The sequence below is a fragment of the Demequina sp. NBRC 110054 genome (assembly GCF_002090115.1).
In the GTDB taxonomy this organism is placed as follows: domain Bacteria; phylum Actinomycetota; class Actinomycetes; order Actinomycetales; family Demequinaceae; genus Demequina.
Genome location: NZ_BBRK01000004.1, coordinates 854368 through 867390, shown reverse-complemented (window position 1 = coordinate 867390; position 13023 = coordinate 854368). Strand labels below are relative to the sequence as shown.

Annotated in this window: 16 protein-coding genes; 7 read left to right on the top strand and 9 right to left on the bottom strand. The window is 69.6% G+C overall.

From position 1 onward, the window contains the following. Nucleotides 1-14 precede the first annotated feature (14 nt). The 3 genes from B7K23_RS03970 to B7K23_RS03965 are packed head-to-tail and all read right to left on the bottom strand — an operon-like array spanning nucleotide 15 to nucleotide 1628. Complete coding sequence (locus B7K23_RS03970) at nucleotides 15-641, bottom strand: aminodeoxychorismate/anthranilate synthase component II (RefSeq protein ID WP_084125094.1); 627 nt, start codon at nucleotides 639-641, stop codon at nucleotides 15-17. Nucleotide 642: 1 nt separating this feature from the next. Further along, on the bottom strand, nucleotides 643-807 hold the full coding sequence (locus B7K23_RS15650) for a hypothetical protein (RefSeq protein WP_159451305.1): 165 nt from the start codon (nucleotides 805-807) through the stop codon (nucleotides 643-645). After that, a complete protein-coding gene (locus B7K23_RS03965) occupies nucleotides 804-1628 on the bottom strand; it encodes a class E sortase (RefSeq protein WP_084125093.1) in 825 nt (274 codons plus the stop codon). The genes B7K23_RS15650 and B7K23_RS03965 overlap by 4 nt, the downstream gene beginning before the upstream one ends. A gap of 135 nt (nucleotides 1629-1763) precedes the next feature. Between B7K23_RS03965 and B7K23_RS03960 the strand changes: the two genes are divergently transcribed. After that, on the top strand, nucleotides 1764-2009 hold the full coding sequence (locus tag B7K23_RS03960; RefSeq protein ID WP_084125092.1) for a cell division protein CrgA: 246 nt from the start codon (nucleotides 1764-1766) through the stop codon (nucleotides 2007-2009). 247 nt (nucleotides 2010-2256) lie between these two features. Here B7K23_RS03960 and B7K23_RS03955 read toward each other — a convergent pair whose 3' ends face one another. Both B7K23_RS03955 and B7K23_RS03950 read right to left on the bottom strand, forming a co-directional pair. Then, on the bottom strand, nucleotides 2257-3075 hold the full coding sequence (locus B7K23_RS03955) for a rhomboid family intramembrane serine protease (protein WP_084125091.1): 819 nt from the start codon (nucleotides 3073-3075) through the stop codon (nucleotides 2257-2259). Between the two features lie 10 nt (nucleotides 3076-3085). After that, entirely contained in the window at nucleotides 3086-3625 is a 540-nt protein-coding gene (locus B7K23_RS03950; protein ID WP_084125090.1) for a peptidylprolyl isomerase, read from the bottom strand. A gap of 90 nt (nucleotides 3626-3715) precedes the next feature. Here B7K23_RS03950 and B7K23_RS15390 point away from each other — a divergent pair, with 90 nt between their 5' ends. After that, nucleotides 3716-4858: a hypothetical protein gene (locus B7K23_RS15390; protein ID WP_143338072.1), complete on the top strand. Its 1143-nt coding sequence runs from the start codon at nucleotides 3716-3718 to the stop codon at nucleotides 4856-4858. A gap of 107 nt (nucleotides 4859-4965) precedes the next feature. Here the strand turns inward: B7K23_RS15390 and B7K23_RS03940 are convergent, their stop codons facing one another. Continuing rightward, a complete protein-coding gene (locus B7K23_RS03940) occupies nucleotides 4966-5550 on the bottom strand; it encodes a manganese efflux pump MntP family protein (RefSeq protein WP_084125089.1) in 585 nt (194 codons plus the stop codon). A gap of 389 nt (nucleotides 5551-5939) precedes the next feature. Here B7K23_RS03940 and B7K23_RS03935 point away from each other — a divergent pair, with 389 nt between their 5' ends. Further along, entirely contained in the window at nucleotides 5940-6692 is a 753-nt protein-coding gene (locus B7K23_RS03935; protein WP_084125088.1) for a hypothetical protein, read from the top strand. Nucleotides 6693-6735: 43 nt separating this feature from the next. Here B7K23_RS03935 and B7K23_RS03930 read toward each other — a convergent pair whose 3' ends face one another. Continuing rightward, a complete protein-coding gene (locus B7K23_RS03930; protein WP_084125087.1) occupies nucleotides 6736-7452 on the bottom strand; it encodes a cache domain-containing protein in 717 nt (238 codons plus the stop codon). Next, on the bottom strand, nucleotides 7449-8201 hold the full coding sequence (locus B7K23_RS03925) for a FadR/GntR family transcriptional regulator (RefSeq protein ID WP_084125086.1): 753 nt from the start codon (nucleotides 8199-8201) through the stop codon (nucleotides 7449-7451). The genes B7K23_RS03930 and B7K23_RS03925 overlap by 4 nt, the downstream gene beginning before the upstream one ends. A gap of 131 nt (nucleotides 8202-8332) precedes the next feature. On the opposite strand from B7K23_RS03925, the gene B7K23_RS03920 reads away from it, so the two are divergent. The 4 genes from B7K23_RS03920 (at nucleotide 8333) to B7K23_RS03905 (ending at nucleotide 12351) form a co-directional block, all read left to right on the top strand. Next, complete coding sequence (locus B7K23_RS03920; RefSeq protein ID WP_084125085.1) at nucleotides 8333-9340, top strand: ABC transporter ATP-binding protein; 1008 nt, start codon at nucleotides 8333-8335, stop codon at nucleotides 9338-9340. Nucleotides 9341-9438: 98 nt separating this feature from the next. Next, nucleotides 9439-10602 carry an extracellular solute-binding protein gene (locus tag B7K23_RS03915; protein WP_234996413.1) on the top strand — a complete coding sequence of 388 codons (1164 nt, stop codon included), beginning with the start codon at nucleotides 9439-9441 and terminating at the stop codon, nucleotides 10600-10602. 76 nt (nucleotides 10603-10678) lie between these two features. Beyond that, the gene (locus B7K23_RS03910; protein ID WP_084125083.1) at nucleotides 10679-11545 is read left to right on the top strand and encodes an ABC transporter permease; all 867 of its coding nucleotides are present in this window, start codon (nucleotides 10679-10681) and stop codon (nucleotides 11543-11545) included. Next, nucleotides 11545-12351: an ABC transporter permease gene (locus B7K23_RS03905; protein ID WP_084125082.1), complete on the top strand. Its 807-nt coding sequence runs from the start codon at nucleotides 11545-11547 to the stop codon at nucleotides 12349-12351. The genes B7K23_RS03910 and B7K23_RS03905 overlap by 1 nt, the downstream gene beginning before the upstream one ends. A 101-nt stretch (nucleotides 12352-12452) precedes the next feature. On the opposite strand, the gene B7K23_RS03900 is transcribed toward B7K23_RS03905, so the two are convergent. Further along, nucleotides 12453-12980 (bottom strand): helix-turn-helix domain-containing protein, encoded by a 528-nt coding sequence (locus B7K23_RS03900; RefSeq protein ID WP_084125081.1) that lies wholly within the window; start codon nucleotides 12978-12980, stop codon nucleotides 12453-12455. Nucleotides 12981-13023 lie beyond the last annotated feature (43 nt).

Here is a 13023-nt window from a genome sequence, read left to right as displayed (position 1 = left end):
AACCGCGCCAGCCGCTACTTGCGGACCAGCGGGCCCAGCCCGGCCGAGCGGGACTCGGCGTCGGGCATCCCGCACACCTCGAGCCAGTTCGCGAGCAGGCGGTGGCCGCCCTCGGTCAGCACGGACTCGGGGTGGAACTGCACGCCGTGCAGCGGCAGCTCCTTGTGCTTGAGGCCCATGATGATGCCGTTGGCGGTCGAGCAGGTGACCTCGAGGTCCTTGGGGACGGTCGGGTTCTCCACCGCCAGCGAGTGGTAGCGCGTCGCGGTGAAGGGCGACGGCAGTCCCGCGAGGACCGAGTCCTGCGCATGGCTCACCTGCGAGGTCTTTCCGTGCATGAGCTCGGGCGCGTGGCTGACCACTCCCCCGTAGACCTCCGCGAGCGCCTGGTGCCCCAGGCAGATGCCGAGCATCGGGGTCCCGGTCTCGGCGCAGCGACGGATCACGTCCATCGACGCCCCGGCCTCCGCGGGCGCTCCGGGGCCGGGCGAGATGAGCACGCCGTCGTAGTCGGTGACGTCGCCGGCCTCGTGGACGGCGTCGTTGCGCACGACGACGGTCTCCGCGCCCATCTGGCGCAGGTAGCCGACGATCGTGTAGACGAATGAGTCGTAGTTGTCGACGACGAGGATCCTCGTCATGTCAGCCTCCCTCGACGGTCTGGTCCTGAATGGGCAGATAGGGCTCGAGCCACGGGAACACCACCTCGAACAGCAGTGCGACCAGGGCCACGAACGCGATGGCGACGATCAGCGCCTTGATCCAGGCGTTGCCCGGCAGCCGCGACCAGATCCATGTCGAGATCATGAGACCTCCTCGACGAGCTCGGCGGGCACGCCGTGCCCCGTGGGCGCCCAGTACAGCAGCTCGCCGTGCACGACCCAGCGCTGGGCTGCGGAGAACCTCGGGTGACACGTCGTCATCGTGAGGTACCGGCCGTCGGCCTCCATGCCGGGCTGGTCAGGCACGGGCGCGATCACCTCGACCGCGGTCGGCAGCACGATCTCGTGGTCCGTGACCTCGTAGACGAACCAGGCATCCTCGGTCTCGATGACGACCGCGTCCCCGATCTCGAGCTGGTCGATGTCGCTGAAGGGCTTGCCGTACGTGGTGCGGTGCGCGGCGACGGAGAAGTTGCCCCACCCGCCCGGCATCGCGGTGCCCTCGTAGTGGCCGATGCCGATCACGTTGAGCACGGTCGGCTTGTCGGTGCCCTGCGCGATCGGCTTGACGTAGTCCTCGCCCCAGCGCGGCACGTACATGAGGCCGAACACCTCGGCATGCGCGGGCTCCTCCATCTCGGGAGGATCGTCCGTGAACTGGTACTCCTCGGGGATCGTCTCGGTGACGTCGAGCCCGACGCCGTCCTCGGCCTCCCCTCCGCTCGCGGTCACCGAGCCGACCTCGTCGACGAACTCCTCGATGATCGCGTCCTGGACGCGGTCCGCCTGCACGTCCGTATAGAACAGCTGCCAGACGACGAAGAGGCCCAGCAGCACTCCCGCCGCGATCAGCAGCTCGCCCGTGATCCCCAGGACCCGGTCGAACACGCGCATGCCTCGACGACCGTGGCGTGGGGACTCGGTGCCGTGCGGCGGGGTGGCCGTGGCAGTGGGGTGCTGCGACATGATGGGCCAAGCCTACGGGAGCGCCGCGGCGCCGAACAGCCCGTTTCGCCGTGGGCGGGGGGTCGCCGGTAGCCTTGGGGGCAGCATCCCGCCCACCGCGCGCGTGAGTCACGCGCCATTCACAGGAGCAGACACGTGGCACGAGCCAAGAAGAACGACCGCGAGACCTTCAAGGCCCCTCGCAACCTGGGCAAGGCGCAGTCCGAGAACCCCAAGTGGCTGATCCCGACGATCATCACGCTGCTGGTCATCGGGCTCGCGTGGATCACGGTGCACTACATCACCCAGGGTGCGTACCCGGTGCCGATCTACAACTGGAACGTGCTGGTGGGCTTCAGCTTCTTCGCGGTCGCGATGGGCCTGCTGACGCGCTGGAAGTAGCCAGCCCCTCCGCGGGAGACCACCGGTTCTCCCCAGCCCCGAGCCCCCGTGCGCGTGACATATCCACAGCGTGCGGGGGCTTTCTCACACCTACGGTTCTGTGGATAACGCTGGGGGAATGTGAATGACACGGGTGTAGTTATCCACATTGCTCTCCACACTTTGGGATAACTACACCCGTGTTATTCACAGGGAATTACACCGGTGTGAGTAACGAGCGGGGGGAGCGCGACGCGGCTGAAGGGAGTCAGCGTCGGGCGCGCTGCGGGCTCTTCACCCAGTGCAGCATCGCGAGCATCGTCAAAGCGCCGGCGATCGCGCCGCCGAGGTGCGCCTGCCATGACAGACCAGGGACGATGAAGCCCAGCACGAGCCACAGGCCACCCGTGGTGACCACCGACTGGTAGTTCATCCTGAGCTTGTACAGGACGACGGCATACGCGGCGAACAGCCCGAAGATGGCCCCCGAGGCTCCGCCGTGGACACCCGAGCTCGCGAGCAGCTCCACGGCGAGCGAGCCGCCGAGCAGGGAGATGACATACAGCGCCGCGAATCGGGCGCGCCCCATGATCGGTTCGAGCTGCGTGCCGAACTGGAACAGCACCAGCATGTTCATGCCGATGTGGAGAAGGCTGAAGTGAAGGAACCCCGAGGTGATCCATCGGTACCACTCCTCGCCCAACCCGCCGAGCTGACCGTCGATCTCGGGCCAGAGACCCCATCGAACCGGCCAAGGGTCACCGCCGTTGACCCCGTAGATGAGGTCGGACAGTCCACCCCCGAGGATCAGGGTGCCGTACAGGTAGGCCACGATGTTGAGCCCGATGATCGTGAACGTGACATAGGGCTTGCCGAACGCGCTCGTGAAGCCGAGGCGGTTCACGACCGAGCGGGACTGGCGCTGCGCCTCGCGCGCGCAGTCCACGCAGATGATGCCGACCGGGGCCGGGGTCTGGCACTCGGGGCAGGTGGGCCTCCCGCAGCGTTGGCAGGAGACGTAGGAGACGCGGTCGGGGTGGCGGGGGCACACGGGTTCCATGGCGGTCCCGCCACCCGACGCGGTCATGTACTGCTGACTACTCGGAGATGGAGACGGACGTGATCGTCACGTCCTCGACCGGACGGTCGCCGGGGCCGGTCGCCGTGGTGGCGATCTTGTCCACGATGGCCTTCGACTCGTCGTCGACGACCTTGCCGAAGATGGTGTGCTTGCCGTTGAGCCAGTCGGGGTTCGTCACCGTGATGAAGAACTGCGAGCCGTTGGTGCCCGCGGGCTTGCCGGTGATGGGGTTGACGCGCTTGCCGGCGTTCGCCATCGCGAGCAGGTAGGGCTCGGAGAACGTGAGCTCGGGGTGCGGCTCGTCATCGAAGGTGTAGCCCGGGCCGCCGGTGCCGGTGCCGAGCGGGCAGCCACCCTGGATCATGAAGCCGTCGATCACGCGGTGGAAGATGAGGCCGTCGTAGAAGGGCTCGTTGCTGGCCTGACCCGTCTTGGGGTCCTTCCACTCCTTCTCGCCGGTCGCGAGGCCGACGAAGTTCGCCACCGTGTTCGGGGCGTGGTTCGGGAACAGCTCGATGCGGATGTCACCGGCCGTGGTCTGGAGCGTTGCAATCATGTTCGTCATTGTGGCATAAGGCCTCGCCTCAGGGCGTTGTAGGTGGCACGATGGGTAAAAGGCACACCAACAGGGGACAGGAGGCTCGCCATGGGAAGGCCCAAGGTGGACATCGACGCCGAGAAGTATCGCAAGCAGGCCGAGGATGCTGCGGCCGCGGCGAAGGAGGCCGCTGACAAGGCTGCGGCGGCGGCGACCGAGGCCGCCAAGCGCGCCGCCGAGTGGGCTGGCCCCAAGGTGGGAGAGGCCGTCGAGTGGGCTGGCCCCAAGGTCGACGACGCCAAGGCGTGGGCTGGACCTCGTTACGAGCAGGCCATCGAATGGGCGGGTCCCAAGGTCGACGAGGCCGTCGCCTGGGCCAAGCCGCGCGCCGAGAAGGCCTACCGCAAGGGTGCGCGCAAGGCGTCCCCCTACGTCCACAAGGCCGGAGACAAGACGTCCGAGTGGGTAGACATCGCGCAGGCCGCGATCATCGGCGCCGCCATCCCCGCGGTCGTCGCCGCGGTCGACTCGGCCGGCGAGGAGCCGGTCGAGAAGAAGGGCGGCTCGGCCGCCAAGGTGCTGATCCCCGTCGCGATCGCAGCCGCCGCGGGCGCCGCGCTCGTCGCGTGGGCGCGCCGCGACCCCGGTCGCGACGCCTGGGCAGGCGACGACAAGTGGGAGCTCGAGAGTCCCGACGGCGATCTTCCCGCGAAGCTCCGCCACGACGTCAACAAGGCCGCTGACATGACCACGTCGACCATGAAGAAGGCCTTCGCGACCGTGAGCGACGCCGCGCAGACCACCTCGAAGCAGGTCGTCGACGCCGCCGGACCCGCGTGGGACAAGGCCGTCGCGCAGCTCGGCCCGACCTACGCCAAGGCGAAGGAGGCCGCAGGCCCTGCTTATGAGCGGGTGAAGGACACCGCGCTCGAGGAGGCGAAGAAGATCTCCGAGCAGGCCGGTCCCGCGATCGAGCGTGTGAAGGAGACCGCGACCGCCGAGGCGAAGAAGTTCGCCGAGTCGGTCGACGAGGCGCGCCACAACGCCGCGGTCGGCCTGGCCGACACGATCGACGATGCCGAGGGCGTCTGGGAGGACGAGGGCGGCACCGGCGAGGACGGCCTCACGCCCGAGGAGCGCAAGGACGAGGCGATGGCGCCCAAGAAGGCACCCGCCAAGCGCGCTCCCGCGAAGAAGCCCGCGGCGAAGGCCGCCCCCAAGGAGGACAAGCCCGCCGAGGAGGCGAGCTGATCTGATCTGGCTCCGCCGAGCCGCCGAGAGGCGCGCGAGGTGGAACGCGACGAAGGCCCGGACCTCACGGTCCGGGCCTTCGTCGTCTCCGCGAGGCGCGCGGGATCTCAGGCCGCGGCGGCGAGGTGCTCGATGAGGATCTTGGTGCCGATGCCGATCAGCACCAGGCCGCCGGCGAGCTCCGCCCATGAGCGCAGGTGCTCGCCCGCGTGATGGCCCAGCCGATAGCCCAGCAGCGATGCGGCGAAGGTCACCACGCCGATCACCACGACCGCGAGGACGATGTCGACCTGCAGGAAGGCGAACGAGACGCCGACCGCCAGGGCGTCGATGCTCGTCGCGATGCCGAGTACCAGCAGCTCCCGGGTTCCGATGCTCACGTCAGCGTCGGGAACCTCGTCGCCGTCCTCGTCGTCGTCTGCGGATCGCGACTCCCACACCATCTTCGCGCCGATCGCGACCAGCAGGCCGAAGGCGATCCAATGATCGAAGGCCTCGACCTCGGACGCGAACGATGACGCGAGCAGCCACCCGAGCACGGGCATGAGCGCCTGGAACGCACCGAAGGTGATCGCGAGCTGGAGCGCGGGCTTCCAGACGAGTCGACGCAGGTGCAGGCCCTTGCCGACGGAGACGGCGAAGGCGTCGGCGGAGACACCGAGGGCGGTGAGCAGAAGGGTGAGCAGTGACAACGGAGCCCTCTCGGGTTCGGATCTGCCGTGCCGAGGAGGTGCATAGGGGTGCCTCGGCACGCTGAGCGCGTGCCGAAGGTCTTGCTCACCCGGTCTGACCGGGAACCCGCACCGGGCGCCGGAGCGCCAGTATGTCGACACGGGTTCGGATCCTTGCGGATCGCTGGGAGCTACTCCCCTTCGTCGGCGCCATTGTGGCACAGGGCGTCGCCTCCGGGCCAGCGCCGTGCCTGGCAGAGCCGCCCTGGGTATGCGCGAGGTGGACTTACTCTCTTCCGCTCGCAGGACGTCCCTGGCGTCCGATGGGGAGGTCAACCCCGGCTCGCGCACGAACCGGGGGCCAGCATCTCGCACAGCATCGAGGCCCCACGACAGATCCGAGAACCGCCATGAGCACCGACAGTCGCATCGCCACGAGCGCCACGCACGATCCAGCGCTTGCCCTCCCGTCCGCCGACACGCTCGCCCCGCACGTCTGCGTGACCCGCGGCGGTGTCGCGGTCGCGGGGCTCGGCGTGAGCGTCATCAGGATGGCGGGGCTGACACCGGGTCACGCCGCACCGAATGCCGCGTCGGCACTGGCGGCGCTCATCGATGCGGAGAGGCTGTCGCGGGCTGGCTTCGCCCGCGCCGCCGACTCCCTCGAAGCCTATGCGCGCAGGTCGAGCATGCCGATCGACGAGGCAACGCTCCAGGTGGTCGAGGCCTGCGTCGAGGACCTCCCGCGCCAGCTCGTCGTCATCGGTGTCGCGGGCCGCCCGCAGGCGACGCCCGCGGTCACCCTGCTGGACATGGATCTGTATCGACGGCAGGCGCGCGCCGTCGAGGAGGTGGACGATGCGAACGCGGCTGCGGCTGCGGCCGCCGCGCACGGCCTGGAGGACATCGCCGATGAGATCCGCTCGTGGGCGTTCATCGAGGGCCTCCGCGCCGCGACGCGGGCCGACGCCACCGCGCTCGAGCTGAGCGTCCTCGCCGAGCACCCCGACCCCGAGGTGCGCAGGGCGGTGGCGCTCCACGCACACACGTCCGAAGCGGATCAGGCGCTGCTCGCGCACGACCCCTCGCCCCGCGTGCGGGACGCGGCCTGGCTCCACGCATGCTGCCTCGAGGGAGACCCGCTGAAGCGAAGAGGACGCTGACCCCTCACGCCCGGCAGATCCGGGCGCCGGCCACGCCGACCGGTCAGGACGCGCGCGCCACCGAGAGGGTTCCGCCGCAGCCAGGAACCGGATGCCAGCCGCCGACCCTCCCATACCGGCTCGCGGGCATGCCGGGCTCGAGCGCCATGTCTGTCGCGGCGACGACGCGGCCGGCGGCGGTACCGAGCACGGCGGGCACCGAGGACCGGCTGAGGACGCCGTCGGTCAGCCGCTCGAGCCGCGCGACCGAGAGGTCGGCGCCGACGACTCCCGCGATCGCGCCGTCCACCTTGACGGGCACGGTGAGCGTGAGCGTGAGCTCGTCGGTGCACAGATAGTCGATGTAGGGGCCCGTCAGGTACGCGTCGCGGAGCTTGACGGCGCCGCGCCACCATTCGAGTCTGGTGTAGTCGAGGAATGCCTCGTCTGCCGGGTTCTCGACGGCCTCGAGCCGCCGCAGCGTGCCTGGTCTCCCTGCGAGGCCCGCACCGTTCGCCGCGCTGAGCCACCAAGCCATGTGCCAGGGGGTCTCCTCAAGGAAGCCCGGGGCCGCGACGAATCCCGCGCCGAGCGTGGGGCCCGACTCCGCGAGCGCGGCGGCCACGAGCCACTGCACGATCTCGTCGATCTCGCCGGAGGATCCCACGCCTTCTGCGAAGGCCGCCTCGAGGCGCAGGCGCCAGTCGTTCACCTGCGCGAAGACCGGGGCGAGGGAGGTGCCGAGCACCGCCGCGATCTCGCGGATTCCCGCCGCGATCACCGCTCGACCTCCTCGCGCACGGCGAGCAGTCGAGTGACGAGCCAATCGACCTGCTCGAGCACGATCGCTCTTGCCTGGGCAGCCTCTCCCTCGCCGAGCGCCTGGACCAGCCGGCGGTGGCGCTCAGCGTTGCCGCGCACGACGTCACCCTCCTGAAGCGCGATCCACAGGAGCGGGCCGAACTCCGACTGGAGCCGCACCTGCTCGGACACCAGGCGCGCCGATCGCGACAGCGCGGCGACCTCGAGCCGGATCCCATTCTCCGCCCGACGCGCGGCGACGCCGCTGGCAGAAGCACCGTCCTCGACCAGCAGGGCGAGCGTGTCGACGTCGCCCGGCGTCGCGAACATCGCGGCCCTCTCGGCGGCGCCGCTCGCGATGAGCGAGTAGTGCAGTCCCATGTCACGCAGCTCGACGCGAGAGATCTCGGCGAGGCGAGCGACCAGAGCCGCCCGCGCATCGTCCCCGGTCCCCGTGACGAAGCTGCCGCCCGAACGCCCTCGACGCGTCTCGATGAGGCGGTCAGTCCTGAGCGACTCGAGGGCCTCGCGCGCGGTCACCGTGGCGACCCCGAAGCGGCGCCCGAGCTCCTGCTCGGTGGGAAGGCGCTCACCCCGCTCGAGCAGCCCGAGCTGGATCGCATCGGCGAGGCGCTGCGCAACGACCTCGGCGCGGCCAGCCGTGTCGAGCGGCGCGAAGATCGCGGCGCGCGTCGCCTCCCGCGCCGCGCCCGCACCCATGCTCGCCATCTCGCACCTTCCCTTCCCGCTCACATTCTCCCGACGACGCGCGTCGCAGGAAAGGTCTGGTCCCAGAGAATTAACGGGCTGTTTACACGCGAGCCGCGCAGATGAAATCTGGTTCTAGATGAATTAGCGGCATGCCCACTGCTATCCGATTGCGCGGACTTCACAAGAGGTTCGGCGACACCATCGCCGTCGCGGACCTGGATCTCGACATCGAGGCCGGCGAGTTCTTCTCGATGCTTGGCCCCTCGGGATCGGGCAAGACCACCGTGCTGAGGGCGATCGCGGGCTTCGAGCAGCCGACGAGCGGCACCGTCGAGCTCTTCGGCAAGGACGTCACCGCCCTTCCGCCCTTCTCCCGACCGGTGAACACGGTCTTCCAGGACTACGCCCTGTTCCCCCACATGAGCGTGATCGCGAACGTCGAGTACGGGCTGCGCGTGGCCGGCATGCCCCGAGGCGCGCGCCGCTCGCGTGCCGAGGAGGCCCTCGCAGCGGTCCAGCTCGCAGGACTCGAGGACCGCCAGCCCCACGAGCTGTCGGGCGGCCAGCGCCAGCGCGTCGCGCTCGCCCGCGCGATCGTGCTGCGGCCCGACGCGCTGCTCCTCGACGAGCCGCTCGGCGCGCTCGACCTCAAGCTCCGCGAGCAGATGCAGGTCGAGCTCAAACAGCTCCAGCGCTCGCTCGGGATCACCTTCGTCTTCGTCACCCACGATCAGGACGAGGCGCTGACCCTGAGCGACCGCGTCGCCGTGTTCGACGCGGGTCGCGTCGTGCAGCTCGGCACCCCGCGCGAGGTCTACGACCGTCCCGCGAGCAGCTTCGTCGCCTCGTTCGTGGGGTCGTCGACCCTGCTCGAGCCCCGCGTCGCCGAGGCCTTCGGCCTCGAGGCCCAGCTCATGGCGGTGCGGCCGGAGCGAGTGGCGCTCGGCGGCGCCGACGGCGTCCCCGGCACGATCGCCGAGGTGATCTACACGGGCCCCGAGCACCGCATCGTGGTCGATCTCGAGGGCCTGGGCACACGGATCACCGCGCTCGAGCCGAACGTCGGGGCCCGAGGCGCGCGTGCGCGCGGCGACCGCGTCACCGTCTCGATCGCCCCTGCCGACGCGACCTCCCTCGAGACCTCCGCATCGTCCTGAGGCTCAGGCTGTCCTGACACCAGCATCGTCCCTGCTCCACCGCACGACCGCAGTGAACACGCACCACCCGAAGGAACCCCGTACCGAGAGGAAGTCCCGTGTTGAAGCCAACCGCCCGCATGTCCCTTCGAGCCGGCGTCGCGTCGGTCGCAGTCGCCTCCCTGGCGGCGTGCGGCACCGCGAGCTCCGGATCCGACACCGAGGCCGCCACCGAGATCGGTGACGCCGAGGGCACCGTCTCCATCCTCGCGTGGCCCGGCTACGTCGAGGACGGCTCCAACGACCCGACGGTCGACTGGGTCTCCGACTTCGAGGAGGCCACGAGCTGCGAGGTCGTCTCGAAGACCTACGGCACCTCCGATGAGGCCTACCAGCTCATGCAGAGCGGCGGCTACGACGTCGTCGCCGCGTCGGGCGACCTCACGCTGCGCCTCATCGCCGCCGACCTGGTCTCCGCGGTCAACACCGACCTGCTCGAGAACTACGAGGGCATCTTCGACTTCCTCAAGGACAAGGAGTGGAACTCGGTCGACGGCGTCTCGTACGGAGTCCCCCACGGCTACGGCGCCAACCTGCTGATGTACAACACGGAGGTCGTGGACCCCGCGCCGACGTCGTGGGACGTCGTGTTCGACAGCGCCTCCGACTACGCGGGCGCCGTCACCGCCTACGACTCGCCGATCTACATCGCCGACGCGGCCGTCTACCTCATGACCCACGAGCCGGACCTCGGCATCACGAACCCCTACGCGCTCGACGAGGACCAGTTCGCCGCGGCCGTGGACCTGCTCAAGCTGCAGAAGGAGAGCGTCGGCGAGTACTGGTCCGACTACCTCAAGGAGATCCAGGCCTTCGAGTCCGGCGACTCCGTGGTCGGCACCACGTGGCAGGTCATCCAGAACTCGATCTCGACCGGCAACACCGAGGTCGTCCTGCCCGAGGAGGGCGCGACCGGCTGGTCCGACACGTGGATGATCGCGTCCGAGGCAGAGAGCCCCAACTGCGCGTACATGTGGCTCGACTACATCGCGAGCCCCGAGGCCAACGCCACGGCGACCGCCTACTTCGGCGAGGCCCCGTCCTCCGAGGCGGCGTGCGATTTCCGCGACGACTGCGAGGCGTACCACGCGGGTGACGAGGAGTACGCGTCGCAGATCTGGTACTGGACCACCCCCGTGGCCGAGTGCGTCGACGGCCGCGAGGACGTCGAGTGCGTCGACTACGCCGAGTGGACCAAGGCCTGGCAGGAGATCAAGGGCTGAGTGAAGGGCGTGGGGGCGGACGGTCCGCCCCCACGCCCTCGCCCGGCACTCATCCGCATCGAACCCCGAGGACCCCATGACCACCCACCGCGCCTCAGCGTTTCTCGCCCCCCGCCGCCGCCTCCAGGTGGCCGGGCTGCTCACCGCCCCGGTGGCGTGGCTCGGGCTCGTCTACGTGGTCGCGCTCGCCGCGCTGCTCATCACCGCCTTCTGGACGGTCGACGGGCTCACGGGTCAGGTCCAGATCCAATGGACGACGGACAACGTCGTCGAGGTCTTCACCGAGGCGCTGTACCGGACCGTGACGCTCCGCACGCTCGGCATCGCCGCTGCGGTCACCGTCATCGATGTGCTCATCGCGATCCCCGTCGCGTTCTTCATGGCGAAGGTCGCCGGACCTCGCGCGCGGCATCTGCTGGTGATCGCGGTGCTCGCCCCGCTGTGGGCGTCGTACCTGGTCAAGGTCTACGCGTGGCGCGCGCTGCTGTCGGCCGACGGTCTCATCGGCTGGGCGGGCGCCCCGTTCGGCCTGGACACCCCCGGCTACGGCATCACCGGCGTCATCCTCACGCTGTCGTATCTGTGGCTGCCGTACGTGATCATGCCGATCTACGCGGGCTTCGACCGCGTCCCCGACCGCCTGCTCGAGGCGTCGGCGGACCTGGGCGCGCGTGGCGGCATCACCCTCATGGCCGTCGTACTGCCCATGATCAGGCCCGCCATCATCGCCGGTTCGATCTTCGCCTTCTGCCTGAGCCTCGGCGACTACATCACCGTCGGGATCGTCGGCGGCACGACCCAGATGCTCGGCAACCTCGTCTACACGAACGTCGGTGCGGCGAACAACCTGCCGCTCGCCGCCGCGATCTCCCTCATCCCGATCGGGATCATCTTCGTCTACCTTGCCGCGGTCCGCCGGACCGGGGCGCTCAGGAGCCTGTGATGCAGCTCGGACCCGCCACTCGCGCAGTGCTCGGCATCGTCACGACGGTGACGCTCGCGCTCATCTACCTTCCGCTGTTCGTGGTGCTGCTCAACTCGTTCAGCACGTCGGAGAGCCTGTCGTGGCCGCCGCCGGGCTTCACCCTGGAGTGGTGGGGTCGCGCGCTGCAGAGCACGGGCGCGCTCGAGGCGCTCGGCACCTCGGTCGCGGTCGCCCTCGCCGCGTCGGCGATCGCGCTCGTGCTCGGCACGCTCGCGGCGATGGCGCTGTCCCGCTACGAGTTCTTCGGCAAGGAGGCCGTGAACCTCCTCATCGTGCTGCCGATCGCACTTCCCGGCATCGTCACAGGCATCGCGCTCAACAACGCGTTCCGCACGATGATGGGAGTCCAACTGTCCGTGTGGACGCTGATCATCGCGCACGCGACGTTCTGCATCGTCACGGTCTACAACAACGCGTTCGCCCGACTGAACGCCGCCGGCACTCGGCTCGAGGACGCCTCGATGGACCTCGGCGCGGGCCTGTTCACGACGTTCCGCCTCGTGACCTTCCCCCGGCTCAAGTCGGCGCTCGTCGCTGGCGGGCTGCTCGCCTTCGCGCTCAGCTTCGACGAGATCATCGTGACGACGTTCACCGCGGGCAACGGGGTCACCACGCTGCCGCTGTGGATCCTGCAGAACATGTTCCGCCCGTCGCAGGCGCCCGTGGTCGCGGTGATCGCCGTGATCCTCGTCGTCGTGTCGGTGGTGCCGATCGCGATCGCGCAGCGGCTCACAGCGAAGGACGCCGCGACAGTGTCGAGGTAGTCCGACGGCCGCATCGGGCCGTGATCGGCCCACGGACGATGCGGCGGCCAGTGGGTTGCGGGTCCCAGGACGATGCGGACGTTCAGGGACGATGCGGCGGTTCAGTCGGGAACGCGCCTGATCACGAGCACGGCCTCGGCTGGGGCGCCCACGGCCTCGTAGGTGTGCTCGGTGTCGGACGTCCACGCGTAGTGCTCCCCCGCCGGCACCTCGGCCTCCTCGCCAACTCGGCCGACGCGCGCCACGCCCCGGGTCACGACCAGGTGCTCGACCACATGCGACCCATGCGCGGATGAGCGGTGGACCGTCCCCGGGGTGAGGCGCAGCGTGTAGACCTCGACGGAATCGTCCTCCGTACCGGTGGTGCCGAGCAGCGTGGTGTCGATTCCGGGCGCCCCGAGCTCGGCGCCGGGGCGCTCGGCGAGCAGCCACGCGAGCGGCAGGTCCAGGGCGTTCGCGAGCGAGTACAGGGTCGACAGGTTGGGATTGCGACTCCCTCGCTCGATCTCCGACAGCGAGCCCTTGCCGATGCCGGCCGCTGCGGCGAGCGCCCCGAGCGAGAGCCCCCTCGAGGCCCTGATCGCACGGAGCCGGTCGCCGACGACTGGCGCCACATCGTCGGAGGTCATGGATTCAGGCTACCGAACCGTTCCATACTCAGAACAGTAGGGG

What these genes read in the sequence shown, in the direction of transcription:
- B7K23_RS03970 (WP_084125094.1), bottom strand. Translation starts at nt 641, where the DNA reads ATGACGAGGATCCTCGTCGTCGACAACTACGACTCATTCGTCTACACG.
- B7K23_RS15650 (WP_159451305.1), bottom strand. Translation starts at nt 807, where the DNA reads ATGATCTCGACATGGATCTGGTCGCGGCTGCCGGGCAACGCCTGGATC.
- B7K23_RS03965 (WP_084125093.1), bottom strand. Translation starts at nt 1,628, where the DNA reads ATGTCGCAGCACCCCACTGCCACGGCCACCCCGCCGCACGGCACCGAG.
- B7K23_RS03955 (WP_084125091.1), bottom strand. Translation starts at nt 3,075, where the DNA reads ATGACCGCGTCGGGTGGCGGGACCGCCATGGAACCCGTGTGCCCCCGC.
- B7K23_RS03950 (WP_084125090.1), bottom strand. Translation starts at nt 3,625, where the DNA reads ATGATTGCAACGCTCCAGACCACGGCCGGTGACATCCGCATCGAGCTG.
- B7K23_RS15390 (WP_143338072.1), top strand. Translation starts at nt 3,716, where the DNA reads ATGGGAAGGCCCAAGGTGGACATCGACGCCGAGAAGTATCGCAAGCAG.
- B7K23_RS03935 (WP_084125088.1), top strand. Translation starts at nt 5,940, where the DNA reads ATGAGCACCGACAGTCGCATCGCCACGAGCGCCACGCACGATCCAGCG.
- B7K23_RS03925 (WP_084125086.1), bottom strand. Translation starts at nt 8,201, where the DNA reads ATGGCGAGCATGGGTGCGGGCGCGGCGCGGGAGGCGACGCGCGCCGCG.
- B7K23_RS03920 (WP_084125085.1), top strand. Translation starts at nt 8,333, where the DNA reads ATGCCCACTGCTATCCGATTGCGCGGACTTCACAAGAGGTTCGGCGAC.
- B7K23_RS03910 (WP_084125083.1), top strand. Translation starts at nt 10,679, where the DNA reads ATGACCACCCACCGCGCCTCAGCGTTTCTCGCCCCCCGCCGCCGCCTC.
- B7K23_RS03905 (WP_084125082.1), top strand. Translation starts at nt 11,545, where the DNA reads ATGCAGCTCGGACCCGCCACTCGCGCAGTGCTCGGCATCGTCACGACG.
- B7K23_RS03900 (WP_084125081.1), bottom strand. Translation starts at nt 12,980, where the DNA reads ATGACCTCCGACGATGTGGCGCCAGTCGTCGGCGACCGGCTCCGTGCG.